This is a genomic window from Streptomyces sp. NPDC026500 (assembly GCF_055567635.1).
On sequence record NZ_JBVHQB010000016.1, the window covers coordinates 106,683 to 126,495 of the forward strand.

25 protein-coding genes are annotated in these 19,813 nt (G+C 68.4%); 21 read left to right on the plus strand and 4 right to left on the minus strand.

The features are described 5' to 3' along the window. Nucleotides 1-94 precede the first annotated feature (94 nt). Nucleotides 95-400, plus strand: coding sequence for a WXG100 family type VII secretion target (locus tag ACZ4N5_RS27255; RefSeq protein WP_328554102.1), 306 nt, complete (start codon nucleotides 95-97; stop codon nucleotides 398-400). Nucleotides 401-468: 68 nt separating this feature from the next. Here the strand turns inward: ACZ4N5_RS27255 and ACZ4N5_RS27260 are convergent, their stop codons facing one another. Then, nucleotides 469-1,032, minus strand: a complete 564-nt coding sequence (locus ACZ4N5_RS27260) for a hypothetical protein (RefSeq protein ID WP_467759672.1) — start codon at nucleotides 1,030-1,032, stop codon at nucleotides 469-471. A gap of 207 nt (nucleotides 1,033-1,239) precedes the next feature. On the opposite strand from ACZ4N5_RS27260, the gene ACZ4N5_RS27265 reads away from it, so the two are divergent. The 10 genes from ACZ4N5_RS27265 to ACZ4N5_RS27310 all read left to right on the plus strand — a co-directional run bounded on the left by ACZ4N5_RS27265 (nucleotide 1,240) and on the right by ACZ4N5_RS27310 (nucleotide 8,791). Continuing rightward, complete coding sequence (locus ACZ4N5_RS27265) at nucleotides 1,240-1,545, plus strand: WXG100 family type VII secretion target (protein ID WP_467759673.1); 306 nt, start codon at nucleotides 1,240-1,242, stop codon at nucleotides 1,543-1,545. Beyond that, nucleotides 1,542-2,825, plus strand: coding sequence for a putative T7SS-secreted protein (locus ACZ4N5_RS27270; RefSeq protein ID WP_467759674.1), 1,284 nt, complete (start codon nucleotides 1,542-1,544; stop codon nucleotides 2,823-2,825). The genes ACZ4N5_RS27265 and ACZ4N5_RS27270 overlap by 4 nt, the downstream gene beginning before the upstream one ends. Nucleotides 2,826-2,869: 44 nt before the next feature. Further along, nucleotides 2,870-3,448 (plus strand): hypothetical protein, encoded by a 579-nt coding sequence (locus tag ACZ4N5_RS27275; protein WP_467759675.1) that lies wholly within the window; start codon nucleotides 2,870-2,872, stop codon nucleotides 3,446-3,448. Next, nucleotides 3,445-4,113: a hypothetical protein gene (locus ACZ4N5_RS27280; RefSeq protein WP_467759676.1), complete on the plus strand. Its 669-nt coding sequence runs from the start codon at nucleotides 3,445-3,447 to the stop codon at nucleotides 4,111-4,113. The genes ACZ4N5_RS27275 and ACZ4N5_RS27280 overlap by 4 nt, the downstream gene beginning before the upstream one ends. Further along, on the plus strand, nucleotides 4,110-4,673 hold the full coding sequence (locus ACZ4N5_RS27285) for a hypothetical protein (RefSeq protein ID WP_467759677.1): 564 nt from the start codon (nucleotides 4,110-4,112) through the stop codon (nucleotides 4,671-4,673). The genes ACZ4N5_RS27280 and ACZ4N5_RS27285 overlap by 4 nt, the downstream gene beginning before the upstream one ends. A gap of 233 nt (nucleotides 4,674-4,906) precedes the next feature. Continuing rightward, the gene (locus ACZ4N5_RS27290) at nucleotides 4,907-5,221 is read left to right on the plus strand and encodes a hypothetical protein (protein ID WP_467759678.1); all 315 of its coding nucleotides are present in this window, start codon (nucleotides 4,907-4,909) and stop codon (nucleotides 5,219-5,221) included. Then, nucleotides 5,218-6,621, plus strand: coding sequence for a hypothetical protein (locus ACZ4N5_RS27295; protein WP_467759679.1), 1,404 nt, complete (start codon nucleotides 5,218-5,220; stop codon nucleotides 6,619-6,621). The genes ACZ4N5_RS27290 and ACZ4N5_RS27295 overlap by 4 nt, the downstream gene beginning before the upstream one ends. Before the next feature lie 69 nt (nucleotides 6,622-6,690). Next, nucleotides 6,691-7,509, plus strand: a complete 819-nt coding sequence (locus ACZ4N5_RS27300; RefSeq protein WP_467759680.1) for a hypothetical protein — start codon at nucleotides 6,691-6,693, stop codon at nucleotides 7,507-7,509. Next, nucleotides 7,506-8,192: a hypothetical protein gene (locus ACZ4N5_RS27305; RefSeq protein ID WP_467759681.1), complete on the plus strand. Its 687-nt coding sequence runs from the start codon at nucleotides 7,506-7,508 to the stop codon at nucleotides 8,190-8,192. The genes ACZ4N5_RS27300 and ACZ4N5_RS27305 overlap by 4 nt, the downstream gene beginning before the upstream one ends. Beyond that, on the plus strand, nucleotides 8,192-8,791 hold the full coding sequence (locus tag ACZ4N5_RS27310) for a hypothetical protein (protein ID WP_467759682.1): 600 nt from the start codon (nucleotides 8,192-8,194) through the stop codon (nucleotides 8,789-8,791). Before ACZ4N5_RS27305 ends, ACZ4N5_RS27310 begins: the two co-directional genes overlap by 1 nt. A gap of 224 nt (nucleotides 8,792-9,015) precedes the next feature. Here the strand turns inward: ACZ4N5_RS27310 and ACZ4N5_RS27315 are convergent, their stop codons facing one another. The 3 genes from ACZ4N5_RS27315 to ACZ4N5_RS27325 all read right to left on the minus strand — a co-directional run bounded on the left by ACZ4N5_RS27315 (nucleotide 9,016) and on the right by ACZ4N5_RS27325 (nucleotide 11,342). Then, nucleotides 9,016-9,570 (minus strand): hypothetical protein, encoded by a 555-nt coding sequence (locus ACZ4N5_RS27315; protein WP_467759683.1) that lies wholly within the window; start codon nucleotides 9,568-9,570, stop codon nucleotides 9,016-9,018. 84 nt (nucleotides 9,571-9,654) lie between these two features. Continuing rightward, nucleotides 9,655-10,698, minus strand: a complete 1,044-nt coding sequence (locus tag ACZ4N5_RS27320) for a hypothetical protein (protein ID WP_467759684.1) — start codon at nucleotides 10,696-10,698, stop codon at nucleotides 9,655-9,657. Next, nucleotides 10,686-11,342, minus strand: coding sequence for a hypothetical protein (locus ACZ4N5_RS27325; RefSeq protein ID WP_467759685.1), 657 nt, complete (start codon nucleotides 11,340-11,342; stop codon nucleotides 10,686-10,688). Before ACZ4N5_RS27325 ends, ACZ4N5_RS27320 begins: the two co-directional genes overlap by 13 nt. A 422-nt stretch (nucleotides 11,343-11,764) precedes the next feature. On the opposite strand from ACZ4N5_RS27325, the gene ACZ4N5_RS27330 reads away from it, so the two are divergent. The 10 genes from ACZ4N5_RS27330 to ACZ4N5_RS27375 all read left to right on the plus strand — a co-directional run bounded on the left by ACZ4N5_RS27330 (nucleotide 11,765) and on the right by ACZ4N5_RS27375 (nucleotide 19,777). Beyond that, a complete protein-coding gene (locus ACZ4N5_RS27330) occupies nucleotides 11,765-12,415 on the plus strand; it encodes a hypothetical protein (RefSeq protein ID WP_467759686.1) in 651 nt (216 codons plus the stop codon). A 734-nt stretch (nucleotides 12,416-13,149) separates the two neighbouring features. Continuing rightward, nucleotides 13,150-13,884: a hypothetical protein gene (locus tag ACZ4N5_RS27335; protein ID WP_467759687.1), complete on the plus strand. Its 735-nt coding sequence runs from the start codon at nucleotides 13,150-13,152 to the stop codon at nucleotides 13,882-13,884. 20 nt (nucleotides 13,885-13,904) lie between these two features. Continuing rightward, nucleotides 13,905-14,765, plus strand: coding sequence for a hypothetical protein (locus ACZ4N5_RS27340; RefSeq protein ID WP_467759688.1), 861 nt, complete (start codon nucleotides 13,905-13,907; stop codon nucleotides 14,763-14,765). Further along, the gene (locus tag ACZ4N5_RS27345; RefSeq protein WP_467759689.1) at nucleotides 14,762-16,072 is read left to right on the plus strand and encodes a CpaF family protein; all 1,311 of its coding nucleotides are present in this window, start codon (nucleotides 14,762-14,764) and stop codon (nucleotides 16,070-16,072) included. Before ACZ4N5_RS27340 ends, ACZ4N5_RS27345 begins: the two co-directional genes overlap by 4 nt. Before the next feature lie 161 nt (nucleotides 16,073-16,233). Beyond that, on the plus strand, nucleotides 16,234-17,163 hold the full coding sequence (locus ACZ4N5_RS27350; protein ID WP_467759782.1) for a type II secretion system F family protein: 930 nt from the start codon (nucleotides 16,234-16,236) through the stop codon (nucleotides 17,161-17,163). Then, on the plus strand, nucleotides 17,160-18,083 hold the full coding sequence (locus ACZ4N5_RS27355) for a type II secretion system F family protein (protein ID WP_467759690.1): 924 nt from the start codon (nucleotides 17,160-17,162) through the stop codon (nucleotides 18,081-18,083). The genes ACZ4N5_RS27350 and ACZ4N5_RS27355 overlap by 4 nt, the downstream gene beginning before the upstream one ends. 64 nt (nucleotides 18,084-18,147) lie before the next feature. After that, the gene (locus tag ACZ4N5_RS27360; RefSeq protein WP_266761505.1) at nucleotides 18,148-18,399 is read left to right on the plus strand and encodes a hypothetical protein; all 252 of its coding nucleotides are present in this window, start codon (nucleotides 18,148-18,150) and stop codon (nucleotides 18,397-18,399) included. 12 nt (nucleotides 18,400-18,411) lie between these two features. Next, on the plus strand, nucleotides 18,412-18,870 hold the full coding sequence (locus tag ACZ4N5_RS27365; protein WP_467759691.1) for a TadE family protein: 459 nt from the start codon (nucleotides 18,412-18,414) through the stop codon (nucleotides 18,868-18,870). Further along, entirely contained in the window at nucleotides 18,870-19,313 is a 444-nt protein-coding gene (locus tag ACZ4N5_RS27370; protein ID WP_467759692.1) for a TadE/TadG family type IV pilus assembly protein, read from the plus strand. The genes ACZ4N5_RS27365 and ACZ4N5_RS27370 overlap by 1 nt, the downstream gene beginning before the upstream one ends. After that, nucleotides 19,310-19,777, plus strand: a complete 468-nt coding sequence (locus ACZ4N5_RS27375) for a TadE/TadG family type IV pilus assembly protein (protein WP_467759693.1) — start codon at nucleotides 19,310-19,312, stop codon at nucleotides 19,775-19,777. Before ACZ4N5_RS27370 ends, ACZ4N5_RS27375 begins: the two co-directional genes overlap by 4 nt. Nucleotides 19,778-19,813: the final 36 nt, after the last annotated feature.

Consider the following 19,813-nt stretch of genomic DNA (forward strand, 5'->3'; position numbering starts at 1 on the left):
AGTAAGCTGCTTGCTCAATGCGGACGATCGCACCATCCGCATCAGGAGCCACGGGGGTTGGCCCTGCGGCGAGTTGAAGCATGGAGGACGCCACATGGCCGGCGGCAAAGACGCAGACATCACTTACGAGAAGATGCGGCACGCTGCTAAGCGACTCGGCCACGAGAAGGAGAAGATGGAGGACAAGCTCCACGGCCTCGACACCTACATCGACGGCCTCGTCGCCGACGGCTACACGACGTCCAAGGGCTCCCAGGCCTTCGACGACTCCTTCAAGGAGTTCACCAAGGGCATGAAGGACACCCTTGAGGGCCTCAAGGGCATGGCCAAGTTCCTCGAGGACGCCGCGAAGGCGTACGAGGACCTTGACGATCAGCTGGCCAAGGGTGTCAAGGGCTAGGACAGTTGGCGGTCCGCGTGCCGCTTGAGTGCGATGGGGCACATGCCGTGTCCCATCGCACCGCCGTTTCAGACGTCGGAGACGCTGGAACCCTCGGCCCGCGATTGCCGCATCAAATGCATGTGGAGTTCGCTGCGCTGGTCTTCCGTGGTCAGCATCAGCCAGGAGTCGTCCATGAAGCGGACACGCAACTTGCGGTTGTCGTACGCGGGCAGGGGGTCCTCGATGACCGCCGTACCCGCGGGGATCTCGGCGACGACGCGCATGCGGTCCTCCCTGCGAACGGATACGCGCTTGGGCGGGGCCGCCAGCACGATGCGGCCCTCCGTCAGCAGCACGAAACGCTGGTGGTGGGAGGAATGTCCGTACCAGTGCAACAAGAACTGGCCGGCGGCCTTGTTCCAGTCGCCGTCGAAGGTGGCGTCGAGGCCCTGCTCGGCGATGGCCTTGTCCCGCCTGTCGATGTCCAGGTCCTCGGCGCGGGCACGGTCGTGCTCCTCCTTCGTCGACAGGAGGCGTTTGAGCGCTTCCTCGCCGGAGGAGAGAAGGCTGAACAACATGGCGATGGGCATGAGCGGCGCGACGAGTACGGCGCCGAGCATGGCGAGCGGTGGCAGGAACGCCGGCCGCAAGGGACCCGCTCCGGCCGCCTGGTGAACGCCCGGGGGAGGCTCTGGAATCCGGCCTATCGCGCACCACGCACCGGCGTCCGGAACTACGCCGAGGCGGTTGCGTGCTGTGCGGTCGCTGCTCCTGGACAACGCGTCCCACCTTCCTCGCTGACTGCGGGGCGAAGTATCGCAGCAGTGTCTCATGTTCACGATGGAGGGAATTCGTCAATGGGTGACAAGACCGCTTACGACCTGGATCTGATCAAGGACTGTTCGCGTTCGCTGGGCAAGATCCACCGCGAGTTCGAGCAGCACGGAAATCCAGCGGACGGCTACAACGACGCACTCGGACACGGTGGTTTGAAGGACGCCTTCGACGATTTCGGCAGCACGTGGAAGAAGACACGCAAGAAACTCATGAAGGAAATAAAGAAGCTGGCCGAAGCCACGTCGGTCGCGGCTCAGAAGTATGAGGAGATCGACCACGAATTGGCGAAGGCCATTTCGGGAGCGAAGGGGAAGGGCGAGCAGTGAGCAGGCGATCCAGCGACTGGCCGCCCCTGTGGGACGAAGATCCGACACCGGGCGACCCCCACGAAGTGGCGGCACTTGGACGCAAGTTGCGCAAGACGGCCGAGATGATCGATGAACAGGCCAGAGTCATCAAGGCGTTGTCGTCCGTGGACGGGTGGGACAGCGATGCCGGGCGTGCCTTCAACGAAGTGGCCGACGGCGCGGGTGACCGGCTGAAGAAGGCGTTCGAGCGGTACGACGAGGCGGCGAACGCGCTCGGCGAAAAGGTCGTCGACGGAGAGTCGACGGAGTTCGCCGGAGAACTGCACCGGGCGCAGCAGAAGGCCGACAAGGCGCTGGCCGACTACCGCGAAGCCAAGGACGACCACGACCTGGCGGAGCGGGAGGTGAAGAAATTCACGGACAAGCACCTTGTCACCGAGATCTCGGAGGCGGACAGGCCGGAGTACGAACGCTGGAAGAAGAAGCAGAACGAAGCGCTGGGCAGGATCGGCCAGGCGCGCAAGGAGGTGAAGGACGCCCGGGACATCTTCGACGATGCCGGAGACCGTGCGGCGCGGCACATCAGGAACGTCGTCCACCACGATGCCGTCCGGGACCCCGGCGGATTCATGAACTGGCTTGCCGACTGGGCGGACACGTTCTCCAATCTTTCGGCGATTCTCTCGGTGCTGGCGGTCGTCTGCGCGTTCGTCCCGCCCCTGGAGTTCCTGGTACCCATCTTCGCGACCCTCGCCGTCCTCTCCAGCGCCGCGGCTCTGGCCGGTCACGCATATGACATGTCGGTGCGGGGCGGGAAGGTCAACTGGATGAAGTTGGGCACCGACGCTCTGGGCATTCTTCCTGGGCTGGGGTCCCTCAAGGGCTTCCGGGCGTTGGTGGGCCTCAAGGGCGCCGCGAAATTGCGGGCGTTCGGGAAGCTCGGCACTTTTGGATCGTTCAGAGGCATCGCCGCTGTGGACGGTATCGGCCACAACTTCCTCAATGGCCTGAGCGTGACGTTGACGAACAAGACCTTGGCCGGAGGGCTCAAGCTGGGCCAGAAGCTCGGGATTTCCGGCCTTCCGGAAAAATTCGTCCCCATGGGCGGCAAGGAGATCACGGCCGCCATCAAGGGAACCGGCCTCGCGAGCGCCCTCCACAGGATGTTCAGCGGGGAGAACGGGGGGACGACCGGGTATCAGCCACCCGCCCAGAAGCCCTCACCGACGCCGATGCCCACACCGAGTCCTTCCCCCGGTGCCTCGCCGAAGCCCTTCCACGCCGCGTTGGCCGCATAGCCCGGTGTCCGCGGTGGACACCGTACGAGAGGAGAAGGGCGCACATGAGTGAGTCAAGCGACCTGGGGGAGTGGGAGTTCATCGGCCGCAGGGGCGGGGAGCCGGTCCGGCTGGTGCCCGGCGAGGTGATCGCCGCGGTTCCCGACGCGCGGAGGCTGGCCGAGGACGCGAGCCGGGAAGTCGGCTTCGACTTCCTGGACGACGGGGCTGTTCTCCGGATGCTGCGGCTTCGGCATCAGGACGAACAGGAGATGTTCAACGCCGGCTTCCGGACCGGGGTTCCGCTTGCGCTCGTCGGTTTCGGATCGGCGGTGTACTGGGGCGGTGTGGCGCAGTACTGGGAGTCGAGCAGATCTCAGTTGATCTATCTCTCCGTGACCGGAGCGGCCGTTGTGGTTCTGCTGGGTCTGTGGATTCGAGCCGCGGTGGCACATTGGGGGGACCCGGTCCGGCAGAATCTGCGGGCGAGGGCTCGGAAGTACCGTGACGTGGCACATGCCGCCCGTAGAGGGGGAGCGGACATTCCGGCGCACTATCCGCACTACGGTCCGTACCCCTTCGCCGCCACGTACCGCCCCGACGCAGGCGAAGTGAGAATTCCTGATGGAGAAGACCGGTCATGACCGCGATATCAGTTGAGGGCGAACTTCGGGGTTCGGCCGACGGGAACGGCGTAGACGTCCGCTGGATCATGCCGGACGGCTTCTTCGAGATTCCGCTGGACGCGGAAGATCTGGACGAGACCGCCGAGCAGTTGATGGAACTCGCGCGGAGCGCGATGCCGGAAGCCGACTTCGACGTACAACTGCAGTGGGCCGTCATGTGCGCCGCTCACTACGACTCCTTCGTGGAAGCCGGAGTTCAGTACGCGGGGTTCGTTCTCACCGAAGTGGAGGGCACACGGTGCACGGCCACGGTGACCGTGAGCATGATCGACCTCGACCCTCAGGCAGGGCCCAACCCTGTCGGGTTCATGGGTTCTTCGCTGCGCCACCTCGGCATCGGGCAGGTCAGTGAGATCGAGCTGCCCTGCGGCCCGGCTGTCTGCTGCATCGGAGACCGGAAGGGAAGCCTGGACGGCAGCCTCACCGCGTCGGGGGAGGACGAGACGGTCCGGACGTCCTTCATCCAGGTCCAGGTGCCGTTGACGAACGGGACTGCTGTGGTCCTCGAGATGGGCACCCCCACCCCCGAGGGGTGGGAGGTGTTCTCGTCCATGTTCGCCGGCGTCGTGAAGAGCGTGCGCCTGTTCGACACCGAGGGTGAGCCGGTCGTGATGCCGGGATGACGACCGGACCGGATGTGTCGGCTCCGCCCAAGGATTACCGACTGCTCGTACCGCGGGAATGGTTCAGGATCGATCTGGGCCAGGACCGCTGGCGTAGACAGCTGAAGACGTTCATAGACCTGCAGGCAGAGGGCAAGAACGTACCGGCGGAGGCCAAGCAGGAGGCCTGGGCCGGTCTGCGCAACACTGCTGAATCCGCGGTGGCGAACGGGGCCCTGGAATTCTTTCTGCGGCCGGAGTTGGACGACGGCAGCATCATGCCCGTCTCGCTCATCGTGTCGCTGATTCCCCGTCCCGGCTCTCCGACGCCCAGGGATCTCTTGGCCTCGTTCGAGGAGATGGAGCAGCGGAGCGGGCGCGGTGCCGAGGTCTCGATCGTCGCTCTCCCGGCCGGTGAGACCGTCCGGATCCGCACGCGGACCACCCTGGATCTGTACGTCCGTATGCCGGGAACAACGGGATATCTGGTTCTCGGGTTCGTCGTACCCCTCACCGGCGTCGTCGGTCCCATGGAGCGACTGTGCACATCGATCGCGGGATCCCTGCGCTGGATCATGTGATCCACCTCTCCGGTGGTCTCCGGGCATCGGGCATCGGGCATCGGGCAGGGAACTGTGGGCGACAAGGAGCCGGCGAGGGCAGTCCCGATGACGCTTTCCATGCGGTCCTTTGCCCTCCATTGGTTGCCGGTTCGAAAACCCGTGCAAGAGGGTGGAGGGCGGCCGCCGCGAGGTGGGTGTGCCGGACGGGGCGGCCGCGGTGGTTGTCGGGCAGCGGGCGCACGGGGGTGGCAGTGGCGGATCACATCGCGGTGTCCACGACGGAGCTGCGGGACATCAGCCGCTCCGTCGCGAAGCTGAAGGCGCACTTCGAGCACGCCAAGGATCTGGTCGACTCCTACGACGCCGAGATCGGCTCGGGTGAGGTGGCCGGCGCGCTCGACGCCTTCGCGGACGACTGGAAGAAGAAGCGCAAGGCGCTCTGCGACGGTCTGGAGTTCCTCGGCAGGACGGCCGAGGAGGCCGCCAAGGCGTACGACGGCCTCGACCAGCATCTCGCGGACGCGCTGCTCAAGTCCCAGGACGGCAAAGGCGGCAGCGGCAAGTGAGCGACGACTTCTCCGGCGTCGACTGGCAGACCGCCCGCTACGACGACAAGGAACTCACCCCGGGTGACCCCTACGAGGTCGCCCGGCTCGGCAAGCGCATCGCCGATACGGCCGCGCTGATCCAGGAGCAGGCCACCAAGCTGCACAACCTGGTCGACGGCAATGGCTGGGACTCCGACGCGGGCCGTGAGTTCCAGAAGAAGACCGGCGAAACGGTCGGACTCCTCACCAAGTCGCACCAGCGCTACGCGGCCGCCGCCGAAGCCCTGGGCTCCCAGGTGGGTGCCGCTCCCGGCGACGAGCACCAGCACACGGACTGGGCCACCGCGCTCGACCACGCGCAGAACCTCGTACGGGCCGCCCTGACCAAGGCGAAGGCCGCTGATGCGGACCGCAGCCACTGCCAGAAGCAGATGGAGCAGCATCCGGGTCCCGACGACCACCCGGACAAGCAGAGGCTGGACAAGCAGAAAGAGTGCGCCGATACGGACCTGGAGGACGCCAAGAAGGACCTCCGGCGGGCGCTGTCGTACCGGGACACCCAGGCCGGGTATGCCAAGTCGGCCATCCATGACGCCGTGGAGCACGACGGGCTGAAGGATCCTCGCCACCACTGGTGGGACAACTGGAAGGACTGGGTCGCGGACATCGGGCACTGGGCCGGAGTCGCCGCGGCCGTCCTCGGTGTGCTGGCCCTGGTCCTGAGCTGGGTGCCGGTGCTCGGCGAAGTGCTCGCCGCCCTGGCCCTGATCGCCTCGGTCGTGGCCCTGGTCTGCGACACCATCTCGGCCCTCGACGGCAAGGGCACCTGGCTGGACGTTGCCATCGACGCGATCGGCGTACTGTCCTTCGGCGCGGGACGCCTGCTCGGCACCACGGCCAAGGAGGCGGCCGTCGCCGCGCGCGGGGCCTCCGCCCTGAAGGACGTGGGTCTGGCACGGGAGGTGGGGCTGAACCCTGCGGCGGCCCGCGGCCTCGCCGAAGCCCTCAACGGGGTCAAGCCGGGCCAGATCGGCAGGGCGCTGGCCGAGGGGCCGGCCGAACTCCTGCCGCGTATGCGGTCGGTGGTCAAGGAGTCGTTGGACGTCAAGGCGTACGTGGACGACATCCGCGTGGCCGCCGGTCAACTGCCCGGCGAGGAGAGCCTCCTCGTGGAGGGTGCTCCCAAACTGGCGCAGATCTCCGGGTCTTCGTTCAAGACCATGGCGGGATTCGGCAAGGCCCTCTACATCGGCAGCCAGACCCTGCCGCTGACGCTCGGCTGGTCCAACCTGGCACCGGTCGGCGCCGGGGAGTCGAAGGCCACGGGCCCGAACCTCCTGAGCGGACTGAAGGAGATTCCCGGGATCGGCGCCGGTGGCATCCCGTTCTACAACTGGACGTGGCACGCAGGTGGTTGAGTCGGGCGGAGGCGGCAACTCCAGGGACAGGGACAACGCGGGCCGCTCCGCGGAACAGAGGGCGAAGTGGTGAACGAGGAAGGGGAGTCCGTCGACGACCTGTTCGCGCGGCTGCCGGAGGACGGGCGGCGGACGCTGGAACAGATCGGCATGGGGCTGCCGGAACTGCGCCGCATGGCCGCCCGCGACGGCGGCATGCGGCAAGTGCGCGGCGTCCTCTCCGAGTTCACCACCGAGCCGGACCCGCGCCGTCCGGGTGACGACGAGGGGCCTGCGGCGCGGGCCGCCGTACGGCCGTGGGCCGTGCTGTTCGTGGCGGCCGTCGTCGGGGTGGTCCTGACCGAGCTCTCCACCCTCGCGCTGCACGAGACGGCGCTGCTGGTGGGAGGGGTCTGCGGACTGGTCGTCCTGTTCGCGGCCTTCAGGACCCGTGAGTCGCGCTGCGGGCTCGCGCTGCGGTGGATCACGGTGGCGGCGTACGTCGTCCTGGTGATCGCCGGCTCCTTCGGCACCCAGCAGTGGTACTTGAGGCTCCGCGGGGTGGAGCAGCCGGTGACGATCGCGGAGCCGCTCCATCAGTGGACCCACGGGACCCGGGAGACGTACTGCCGGGTCCGGCTGCGGGACGGTTCCGTCCGCCAGGTGCTCGGCAACAGGGAGAACTGCGCCGACCGGGTCGGCCTGAAGGACACGGCCGTCGTCGATACGGCGGGCCACTACCGGCCCTTTCTCGGCCCGAGGGCCGATATCGGAGGCGTGCCCGGCGGAATCGTGGCTCTCGGCGCGGCCTCCGTTCTGATCCTGGCTCCGGCCAGCGCCGTGGCCCTGGGGCGGGGGCCGCGGACGAAGCAGTCCCGCGGGGAGCGGACGGGTGGGATAGCGGCATGAGCGGACCATCGGACCACAGCACGGCCCCCGAGGCGGAGCCGAGCCCGGCACCGGCCCGTGCCTCGGCACCGGCTGCTGCGCCGGCCGCGGCATCAGCACCAGCGCTGCCACCTCCCTCCGACTACCGTCTGGCCGTCCCCGAAGGCTGGGAGCGCGTCGTCCTCGACCCCGGCCGCTGGCCCCACCGCATCGACAAACTCGTCAATCGCGGACTGCGCAGGACGCGGGCGACCCCGCAGCTCAAAGCGGCGCTGGCGGAACGGATCCGGGAGCAGGCCGAGGCCGCGCACGCGAACGGCGGGGTGGAGATGTACCTCGTCAACCAGGTCATCGGTCAGGTCCCGGTGTCCGCCGGACTGGTCGTGACCCTCCTGCGGCCGCCTTCCGGCACCGCCCACGGGGACCTGTCCGACACGGCCCTGTCGCTGGCGGCCCGTGGCGCCGACGTCACCACGATCGACCTGCCCGCGGGCCCGGCCGTACGCCACCTCTACCGCCGCCGCCCCGCGCCCGACGACCCGGACGGCAACAGGCTCACCGTCACACATCTGGACGTCCACCTCGCCGTACCGAACAGCGACCAGCGTCTGCTGCTCTCCTTCTCCACCCCGATGGAGCCGCTGGCGGACGCGCTGGTGACGCTCTTCGACTCGATCGCCCGCACACTCCAGTGGATGGCCTGATGCCCGAGTACTCCGAGTCCACCGTCCATATGCAGGCGCCCGACGCCGCGGTCTCCCTCCCCGTGCACGGCCCGGTCGACCTGGACGCCTGGGCCGTGGACGCTGCCCGTCTCCGCGCGGGCCGGGACGGCGACGCGAGGCTGATCGAGGCGCTCGCCGTAGAACTCGGCGCGGCGGCGGCCGACGCGCGCGGCCGTGCGCCGATCGTCGCGCTCTCGTACGTCCCCGAACCCCGGCTGGGGGAGCTGGCCCGCATCGAACTGTCCCCGCTCGTCGCCGACGACACCTACCCGGCCGTCACCGTCGAGTTGCTCCAGCGCTATCTCGCCATGCCGACGGACCTCTCGTTCCGCCCGCCCGAGGCCGAGCGGCGCACCCTGTCGGCCGGTCCCGCGGTCCGCGTCCGGCACGCGTACGTCCAGGAGCCCGACCGGGACGGAACGGGCACCATCCTGGAGACCTGCGCCTACGGCATCTGCCCGGACGACAAATGGGGCCTCGTCCTGCTCACCTCCTGGCGCGCCCTCGCACACACCGACACCCTGTGCGCCCTGACGGACAGCCTCGCGCAGACGATCACGGTGACTGCCGCCCACTGATCCCTCGGCCGGCCCTCACCGCGACGATCGCGCGCCCGCGTTTCCGGTCAGCCGGCCTTGGTCGCGTCTCCGTCTTCCAGCTTTTGTACGGATCGCGACTGTGAGCCTTCGCACGAGCTACGGCACAGCTGTCCCCACGGTCTCTGTACAGGGAGAGCTGTGCCGACCGGGTCGCTCTCAGGGACGGGCATGTGTTTCCACGGGGGTTCGATTTCCGCTTTCGGTCAGATATCGCCCGTTTGGAACCGGGCGTTCTCTCCGTCCGCGTCCATCAACTTGAAGGCGGCACTGCCGATTCCGTACGTGGGATCGACGCGTTCGTTGAGCCGGTAGGTGACGTAGACGTTGCCGCTCGGGCGCCGGTGGATCAGCAGGGTTCCTCCCGGCTCCTTGCCTTCGAGGAGCTTCCGTACGGCTTGATGCTGGCCCGGTGCGAGGTCGTCCGGGTCCATCAAAGGGAGGGGGTTTTCCAGGGCGCGGGTGACGTCGTTGCGGCAGTCGGTGTCCCGCCCCGCCAGCCGGCACCAGGAACCGTCGGTGAAGGTGATGGTGAAGTCCGTGTCGTACCGGCTGAACTCTTTGGGAACGGCGGCCGCGATGTGCGACCGTTCGGTCTCCCAGAGGACCTCGTCGAAGGGATCGTCCACGTCGTTCAGCAGCCCCAGGACGAGGACGCGCCGGTCCGTGACGACCAGATGCGTCCGGTCCGTCTCGGGGCGGCGCGCCGGATCGAGTTGCCAGGGGAGTGAACGTGCGAGGGCACCGGGCGCCGCCCACATGACCCTCGAGCAGCACCTTGCCTGGGACGCCGATTCCCAGCCCAGCCGCTCGGCCCACCGGGCGCGCGCCTCAGACGGACGCTGTCATCGATTGACGGACTGGATCTCCTGGACGGTGATGTCCTGGGTCGTTCCGAAGGTGCCGTCGGGGAGGTCGCCGCCCGCTCCTCCGGTGCCGGTCCAGCTGACGGCCCAGGTGATGGTCGCCCGGAGCTTGTACGTTCCGTCGCCCGACGAGCGCAGGTACTTGATCCCGCAGGGCGGGGTCCGGCCGGCCTTGCCCTTGGCGTACGGCGCACCGATCGAGTCGTCGTCGTTCAGCAGGCACTCGCCCGAGGCCGGATAGGTCTCGGCGTCGCTCGTACCCGGCTCCAGCTTGAGCGAGACGGGCTTCGCGGTGGTCGTCGCCGAGATGTTGAGCCCCGCGACGTCGAGCGCCGCGGTGACGGACACTTTCTTGAACGTCGCCTTGTCGAGCCAGGCCCAGGTCGGAAGGTTGACCTTGGTGATGTCCTGGGGGGCGAGGGTGACTTCGGTGTCGGGAACCTTGATCCGGCTGTAGGCGAGCTGGGCCAGGATCTCCGGCGTCACCGCGTTCTTCACCTTCGGGGTCTCGCCGTTCTTCACCCAGAAGGTGGCCGTGTCGCAGGCGAAGGCGGAGGGATCGCCGGATTCCTCGCGGTTCTTGTCACGGACGGTGTCCCACCACATGCCCTTGCCCGTCTCGGACTTGTTGAAGTCCTTGTAGGGCTGTCCGTTCTTGTAGTGCTCCTTGGCCAGGTTGTACGCCTCGCCCACACCACTGGCGTTCGGGATGTCCCAGTCCTTCTGGAACTCCTTGGCGAATTCGGCTGGCGTCCACTTGGGCTCGTACCAGCAGGCAGGCGGAGACCAGTCGCCGACGGGAGTGAACCCGCCGGAACGCGTGCCCTTGGAACCCCCGGTGGAGCCGCTGTAGACGATGCGTGATTCGAGAGTCTTCCCGCCGTCCTTCTGGTTGTCTCCCTCGACATCGAACTGGGACCCCCCAGGGCCCTTGGCGAAGGCGGTGGTGGGCACCGAAAGCACGCAGGTGATCGCGAGCACTCCGACGGTTGCCGCGACGCGGGTCCTGGTCACTGCACGCATGACTTGCTCCCCCGTACGGACGTGCCGTTGGAGGTCTGCCACACGCCCTGACCGTTCTTCTCCAGACGGGTGTTGTAGAGCACGTAGGCGTCGTTCCCGGCGGGCGTCCTGTCGACCTTCTTGGTCTTCCGGTCCTTGTTGTACGCCTTGCTCTCGTCGGCGCAGTACGAGACGCCCGCGGACTTGCTGTCGAAGATCTCGACCTTCGGGCGGTAATAGCGCGTGGTGCCGGTGTACGTGATTCCGGCGTCCAACCACTTCTGTACCCACTGGACGGACGAGGTCAGAGCCTTGCCCTTGTAGTAGAAGGTGAGGCCGGGAGTGTCCGACGTGCCCTTGATGATGGCGTCGTTCGTGGCGGTCTGCGCGCGGCCGGCATCTGCGAGGACGGCGTCCTTCGTCGCGTCCCCTGTCTTCCAGCTCTCGAACTCGTCCTTCACGCCGATCGGCAGGGAGATGTCCGGCCGACCGGCACCGTCCGACGAGCTCGAACTGGGGGAGGCGGACGAGCCGGTCGGGCCGGTGTCCGCCCCCGCGATCTTGTCGTTCCCCTTCGGACTGTCACCCCCGCCCCCGCAGGCCGTCAGCAGCAAGGCTGTTGTCGCGGCGAACGCGGCAGCAACGGGCAAAGAGCGGCGCTTCACAGTGGACTCCCCGTGAGACATCGGTTGAGCGAAGTCAGTCAAGGGCAATGACGGTATCCGTGGGGCTCCTGGTTTCGCCAGGAGGGACCTCCCTGAAAATGTGGATGTTCTGGGAGGAAGACGGAACAAAGCATCCCCTTCTCCGCTTCGAGCGTGCCGTCGATCACATCAACGGGCTTATTTTCCAGGTCCGTTCACTGCGAGAGGGTCAGGACCACGGGCAGCCTCCGTACCCGCCACGCCTGTGCGCCTTCGCGCGAGCTACGTCACAGCCGTCCCCGGAGGTCCCCGTGTCGTCCCATCTGGCCTCGCCTCGCGCCCCCGGCGCACCCCCACCTCGTAGGCTGACCCGGGCCGAACAGGTCGAACGGACCGAACCAGGCCGAACAGAAGGACGAACGACGAACCCCGGGGGACACGCCATGGCCCGCTACATGGAAACGCTCACCGTCGAGCGCGGCGGATTTCGCATCAAGGTGCCGGAGTCGTGGTGGGAGTTCGACGTGCGGCCGGAGTCACGGGACGACTCGATCCGGCGGATGGTGAGTGAACGGATCGACCAACACCCGGAGTTGGCCCCGTACCGCGACACCTACATCGGCTTCTTGCGAAGGGCGGCGGCCGACGCCTGGAAGTCCGGAGCCCTGTACTGCGGCTGCATGGCGGAGTCCTTCGGCGGTGACACCCCGATCACCGGATCGGTCACCGTCTCGATCGTCGGCGGCCGTTCGCAGACCGGTGAGCCTCTCTCCACCGACCCCCAGACCATCGCGGGCCAACTCGCCGTGCGCGAGGCGAAGAAGGAGGGCGACGCCTGGCGCAAGGTGACCACCGTCGAGATACCCGGCGTCGGTCCCGCCGCGCGCACGTACGGCATCGAGGACATCGTCGTCCCCGACGACAGCCTCCAGCGCACGATCCGCGCGGTACTCATGCAGACGTTCATCCCCGTGCCCGGCCAGGAGGGCAAGGTCGCCCTGGTCGCAGGCAGCAGCCAGGTCCTCGACCTCGCCGACTCCTTCTTCGACATCTTCGACGCCGTCACCTCGACGTTCCGCTTCGCGGACCAGTAGTCGCCTACGTCACGAAGTGGCCGTGGCCTCCCTTCCTCACCTCGCACCCATCCAGTGACTCGCCTGTGTGTACGACTGTTGCTGTCGGCGTTGCCATTGATGTCACGGAGGCGGCGGCGTGGCGGGGAATCGGCCGACGGGTCGGCATGTCCTCGATCTGGACCGAAGGCATGGCGGACGAGTGCCTGTACTGCTCGGCTGGGCCTCTCGTCGTGGGCGTGGCGCCTTGCCCTGGGTGCGGTGGGACGTCGTGAGGAAGCTCCTTGGCGGGCGAACCCAGGGACCGATGACCGACAACACCTCGTTCAGGGGGCTTCGAAGTCCTCCTCGTTCAGCGAGCGTCCCCCGTGTGGCTGAAAGATCACGTCCCTCCCGCCCCACCCGTAAGCACCTTGTGCAGGGCTCGTGCACACCCGGTGACGGACCGTACGGAATGGGCACGTCAGGGATTCGCTGCCGCACAGTCCGTCGGGTCGGCGGATCGCCGGGCTCAACAGGGAACCGAACGGCTTCCGTTGCGCGTCGATAACGTCGAGTCGGGTGCGCTTCAGGGGTCTTGAGGCGCCTTGAGGGGCTTATGCGCGGCTGATACGGTGCCATGGCTTGACACTCGCTCCAGCGCTGGCTATTTGGCCAGGTCGCGCGGTACGTCCCGTAAAGGGGCGCGGGGGTGAAGTGTCCTAATTGGCGCGTGAATTGACAGACATTTTCTTGGGTGTACGGGGAGCGGTTGCGTGAAGATCCAAGAGCGTACGGGCGCGGGCGGCAACCGTTCCGCCACGTCGGCGCACCCGGCGATGGGCGAGCGTCTTCCCACGCCGCCTCGCGAGCGCAAACCCGCGCTTGCCGCTCTCGCGGTGCTCCTCGTCCTCGTCGGCGCGCTGGGCGCCACCATGCTGGTGCTGCGCGCCGGGGACCGTGTCGAGGTCGTGAAGGTGACGAGTGACATCCAGGCCGGTGATTCCGTGGGCAATCACGTGACCTCCGTGCTGGTCGCGGACGACCCCTCCATCAACTATGTGGAGTGGAGGCAGCGCGGACAGCTCAGGAAGCTCAAGGCCAAGTCTCCGATCTACAAGGGGACCGTCGTCATCGGCGACATGTTCGCCGACGGTGCCGCCATCCCGGCCGGCAAGGCCTCCGTGGGCGTCTCCCTCAAGGAGGGCCAGTACCCCGCGGGCATCAAGTCCGGTGACACGGTCGCCGTCTACCGCGTCGGCGACACCGGATCCAGCGGCAGCCGCGGTTCGTCGAGTTCCTCGGGTTCCTCGGGTTCGAGCTCGTCGAGCGCGAACAGCGCTCCCATCGTCGAGCGCGCGAAGGTCAGTTACGTCCAGGCGCAGGACAACAGCACGATCAGCAGCACGAATCTGCCGGTCACCCTCATTGTGGACAGCGGTCAGGCGGCGTACGTCGCCGATGCCGCCTCGGCCGGGCAGGTCGCCCTCGTCATCGTGCCCGGCAACTAGAGGCGAGTGAGTAGACAGACATGGCGCTCATCGCCCTCGCCGCGGACAAGGGTTCCCCCGGCGTCACCACCGCCGCGGTGGCGCTCTCCGCGGTCTGGCCCCGCAGGGTCCTGCTCGCCGAGACCGACCCCGCCGGCGGCGACCTCGTGTACCGGAGCGCGGCGGCCCACGGCGGCCCGCTGAACCCCAACACCGGCATGCTGTCGATCGCGGCGACCGCCCGGCGCGGTCTCGTGCCCGACCAACTCTGGGACCACGTCCAACCGTTGAGCGGCGGACTCGAAGTCCTCGTCGGGCTCGGGATCGCCGAGCAGGCCGCCGGTCTCGCCGGACTCTGGCCCACGCTGGGCCGGGCGTTCGCCCAGCTCGCCGACTCCCCGAACGCGCCGGCCGACGTCATCGCCGACTGCGGTCGGATCAGCGGAGACACCCCGGCCGTCGAACTCTTCCCGCACGCCGCCCTGGTGCTGCTGCTCTCCCGCACCGAGCCCGAGGCCATCGCGCGTGTCCGTGACCGCGCCGCCGCCCTCTCCGCCAAGCTGCACGGCGGTCCGCGTGGCGCCGCCGGTCTCGCCACACCGTTCATCGGCGTCGTCCTCGTAGCCGACCCGGGCGACTCCGCCAAGCTCGTCCACCAGGTCAACGACATGCTCGTGGCGGCCCAGACCGGTGCCCGCGTCGTGGGCACGCTCGCCGACGACCCGGCGGGCGCCGAGCAGTTGGCCGGACGCAGGCGCGGCCGCCTCGACAAGTCGCTGCTCATCCGCTCGGCCCGCAAGGTGACCGCGGATCTGTACCAGCAGTACGGCGCCGCCTGGTCCGTACCCGCCGACGGACCCCAGGGGGCGCACGGGCAGCCCGCTGCCGGAGCCGGCCGATGACCACCGTCGACCACCAGTTGGTCAAGCGGTTCCGGCAGGACGCCGGTGACCGCATCTCCGAACAGCGCCGCGAGGACCAGGTCCGCGGTGTCACCCCGATGTCCAACGAGGACGAACGGCACTACGCCCGTGCCGTCATCGCCCAGATACTCGAGGACCACGCCCGCACCGAGATCAACCTCGGCCGGACCCCGCTCGACGCGGAGACCGAGGAGCAGTACGCGGCCGCCGTGCACGCCGCGCTCTTCGGCGTCGGCCGGCTCCAGCCGCTGCTCGACGACCCGGAAGTCGAGAACATCGACATCAACGGGTACGACCAGGTCTTCATCGGCTACGCGGACGGCCGGGAGACGAAGGGCGACCCCGTCGCCGAGACCGACGAGGAACTCATCGAGCTGATCCAGGTCCTCGGCGCGTACTCGGGTCTGTCGTCCCGGCCCTTCGACTCCGCCAACCCGCAGCTCGACCTGCGGCTGCCGGACGGTTCCCGGCTCTCGGCCGTCATGGACGTGACCCGCCGGCCGGCCCTGTCGATCCGCCGCGCGCGCATGGGCAAGGTCTTCATGTCCGACCTGGTGGGCAACGGCACCCTGACCCCCGAGGTCGCGCACTTCCTCGCCTGCGCCGTCCGGGCCCGCAAGAACATCATGATCGCGGGCGCCACCAACGCGGGCAAGACGACGCTGCTGCGCGCCCTCGCCAACGAGATTCCGCCGTACGAGCGTCTCATCACCGTCGAACGCGCCCTGGAACTCGGCCTCGACGCTTTCGCCGATCTGCACCCGAACGTGGTGGCCTTCGAGGAGCGCCTGCCCAACTCGGAGGACCAAGGCGCCATCACCATGGCCGAGTTGGTCCGCCGGTCGCTGCGCATGAACCCCTCGCGCGTCATCGTCGGCGAGGTCCTCGGCGACGAGATCGTGACGATGCTCAACGCGATGTCGCAGGGCAACGACGGTTCGCTCTCCACGATCCACGCGAACAGTTCCAGCGAGGTCTTCAACCGTATTTCCACGTACGCGCTCCAGGCGACCGAGCGACTGCCCATCGAGGCCAGCCAGATGCTCATCGCGGGCGCGGTGAACTTCGTGGTCTTCATCCAGCGACGCAACAACTACGAGTCCGGCGGCCGCCTCCAGCGCATGGTGACCTCCGTGCGCGAGGTCAACGGCGTCGACGGACGGGTGCTGTCCAGCGAGGTGTTCGCCGAGGCCCCGGACGGCCGGATCGTCCCGCACGCGCCCATCGCCTGCCTCGACGAACTCGTCGCGCAGGGCTACCGGCTGCCCGGCAGCGGGAATTGGTGATGACGATGATCCAGCACATGACGTCCGGGATGACATCGGGCATGACGACCGGCATGGCATCGAGCCCGATGCCGAATGCGGCATCAGGTACGGCCTCGGGCATGACGTCGGGGACCGCGACGGGCAGGATGTCGCTCGCGTCGCTCGACTCGCTCGGTTCCATGGGCGGACTGTTCTCCCTGCCGGTGCTGTACGCGCTCGCGTGCGGGATCGCCGTCGGCGGCGGCCTCGCGCTGTTCACCGTCGCCGTACGCGGACTGCCCGCCAAGCCCGAGCACGAGAAGCAGAAGGCGAGCCGGCGCGCGAGTGAGCTGATCCGGTTCGCCGGCCGGCGCGGTTCGATCGCCGCCATCGCCGGTCTCGTCGTCCTCCTCCTCACCCGCTGGGCGGTCGCCGGTATCGCGGCCGGCATCCTCGTCTTCTTCTGGGACAAGCTCTTCGGCGGTGCCTCGGAGGAGCGGGCCGCGATGCGCCGGGTGGAGGCCCTGGCGTCCTGGACCGAGTCGCTGCGCGACACCATCGCGGGCGCGGTCGGCCTGGAGCAGGCCATCCCGGCCTCGGCGCGCGCCTCCGCCCCCGTACTGCGGCCGCACCTCGACGCGCTGGTGGACCGGCTGCGTTCCCGGACACCACTGCCCGATGCCCTGCAGCAGTTGGCCGACGAGATCGACGACGCGTCCGCGGACATCATCGTCGCCGCACTCATCCTCAACGCGCGGCTGCGCGGCCCCGGTCTGCGTCAAGTGCTGGGCGCGCTGGCCAAGTCGGCGCGCGAGGAGGTCGACATGCGGCAGCGGGTGATGGCCCAGCGCGCCTCGACCCGACGCTCCGTGCAGATCGTGGTCGCGGTGTCCATCGCCTTCGTCCTCGGACTGTCCGTCTTCAACCGTGAGTTCGTAAAGCCGTACGGCACGGCGGTCGGCCAGCTCGTACTCGCCTGTGTCTGCGGCCTGTTCGGCCTCGGGTTCTGGTGGCTGCGCAAGCTGTCCACGATCGAGACGCCGGAGCGGTTCCTGGTGCGGGACGAGTCGTCCGTGCAGTTCGTGCGCCCTCGTACACCGGTTTCTGGGGATGAGGCGGTACGCCGATGAACCTGACCATGCCGATCCTGATCGGCGCCGTCCTGGGCCTGGGCGTCTACGCCCTCGTCCGCGCCCTCATGCCGTCGAAGCGCAGCGCGGTCGCGCAGGTCGCGCGCATCGACGCGATGCGGGCACGCGGGGCGGCGTACGAGTCCGCGCGCCACGGACAGCAGGACACCGGGCGGCTCGGCAGCCTGCGGGCTCAAGTGGGCGCACGCGTCGCCGACTTCTATTTCCAGCAGGGCTGGGAACAGCGGTCGCTGCGCGCCGACCTGGCGGTCCTGGACCGGAGCTGGGAGAGGTTCCTCGCGACGAAGGTGCTGCTGGCCGCGGCCGGTGTCTTCTTCGGCCCGTTCCTCTTCGCCGTCGTGTGGACGCTCGGCGTCGGCAGCAGCCCGATCATCCCGGTCTGGCTCGCGCTGCTGTTCGCGACCGTCTTCTTCTTCCTCCCCGATCTGGAGGTACGCCGGGACGCCGTGGACAAGCGGCGCGACCTGCGGCGCGTGATCGGCGCGTATCTGGACCTGGTGTCGATGAGCCTGGCCGGCGGCCGGGGTCTGCCCGAGGCGCTGATGGCCGCCGCCGAGATCTCCGACGGCTGGGCCACCCAGCGCATCCGCAACGCGCTCGCCGACGCCCGGATCACCGGCATCAGCCAGTGGCAGGCTCTCGGCTCGCTCGGCGAGGAGCTCGGCGTCGAGGAGCTGAAGGACCTGTCCGCGTCCCTGGCGCTCGTCGCGGACGACGGCGCCAAGGTGCGCGAGTCGCTCGCCTCACGTGCCGAGACGATGCGCCACCGCGAACTGTCCGAGATCGAGGGCAGCGCGGGCGAGAAGTCGCAGTCGATGCTGGTCGCCCAACTGCTGCTGTGCGCGGGCTTCCTGGTGTTCCTGATCTTCCCGGCGGCGATGCGTGTGTTCCAGGTCTGATCGTCCCGCTGTGCCCGAAGTGTCACCAGTCGACCACCACTATCCTTCGAGAGGACAACTCACCATGAACGGACGGAACTTCAGCACCGGGATCCCGGGGGTGGACTTCCTGATCACCTTCCTCCAGGGCCGGGTGCAGCGTGCCCGCTCCGGCGAACTCGACCGGGGCGCGTCCGCGGTCGAGTGGGTCATCATCTCCGCCGTCGTCGTCGCCATCGTCGGGGTGGTCGCCGCGATCATCAACGCCGCGCTGAGCGACGGCGCCAACAAGGTCGGTGACTGCATCAGGGGCACCGACGCGGGCAAGACCTGCTGAGGTCATACGGGGATGCGAGTGCGCGAACGTCGAGGGGTACGTCGCTGGGTGCGCCGCAGGGTGGAGGCAGCCTCCGCCCGCGGTGACTCCGGCATGACCGCGATCGAGTTCGTGCTGCTCACTCCGGTGCTCTTCTTCATGATCTTCGCGACGGTGCAGTTCGCGCTGTACTTCTTCGCGGACCATGTGGCCCAGGCGGCGGCCCAGGCGGGCGCCCGCAAGGCCCGCGCCACCGCCGACGCGCAGCCCGGCGCGTGGCGCGGCGAGGCGGGTGACGTCGTCGACAGCTACATCCGGCAGCTCGGCCCGAACCTGGTGCTGTCCCCGGACGTGGCGATGCTCCAGCCGGAGCCGAACACGGTGGGTGTCGAGATCACGGCGAGGGTTCCCGCGGTCTTCCCGGGCCTGGACCTCACGGTGCACGCGCGGTCGTCGGGTCCGGTGGAGCGGTTCGTGAAGGAGGAGAACTGATGGGAGGAAGAGCCCTGTTCACCGTCCTCCGGCAGCGCATGTCCGGCAGCCGGCGCGACCGGGGGCTGTCCACCATCGAGGTGGTCATCCTCGCCCCGGTGATGATCCTCTTCATTCTGGTACTGGTGGCCTTCGGGCAACTGGTGGACGGGCGTGGCGCGTTGGACGGTGCCGCCCGGGACGCGGCACGGGCCGGCTCGATCCAGAAGGATCACGCGACCGCCATCGCCGAGGCGAGGAAGGCGGCCGAGGCCGACCTCGGAGACATCTGCTCGGGCCCGGTGACCGTGACACAGACCAGCGCGGGCTTCGTACCGGACACGCTGTTCACGGTCGAGGTGAGCTGCGAGGTGCGCGGCCTCGCGATGATCGGCCTCGACGTGCCCACCACCTTGCAGGCCAGCTTCAGTTCACCGCTCGATCCGTTCCGGAGGACGGCATGACCCCGCGCTCCGCTGTACGCGGCTGGGTCGCGGCGCGCCGCGACCGCCTGGACGACCGGGGTTCGGGCGCCGGCGCGGTCATCATCTTCGCGCTCGTCTTCCTGTCCCTCTCGGCTTTCGTCATCGACGGCGGCATGTCCATCTCCAAGCGGGAACGCGCCGCCGACATCGCCGAGCAGGCGGCCCGTTACGCCGCCCAGGACATAGACCTCGAATCCCTCTACGAGAACCAGAACGGCCCGGCGCCCATCAACTTCCAGAACTGCGGCGCCCGCGTGAAGGCGTTCGCCCGCGAGATGGGCATGTCCGGCGCCGACATCGCCGCCACTCACTGCGTGACCGCCGACGCCGAACAGGTCGAGGTCGAGGTCCAGTTGACGTATTCGCCGGTCTTCACGGGCATGTTCTACGGCGGCGACGTCGTCGTCCACGGCAGCGCGGTGGCGGAGAACGAGGTGGGCTGAGACGGGCGCCGGGCGGCTGATCGACCTCGTATGCCC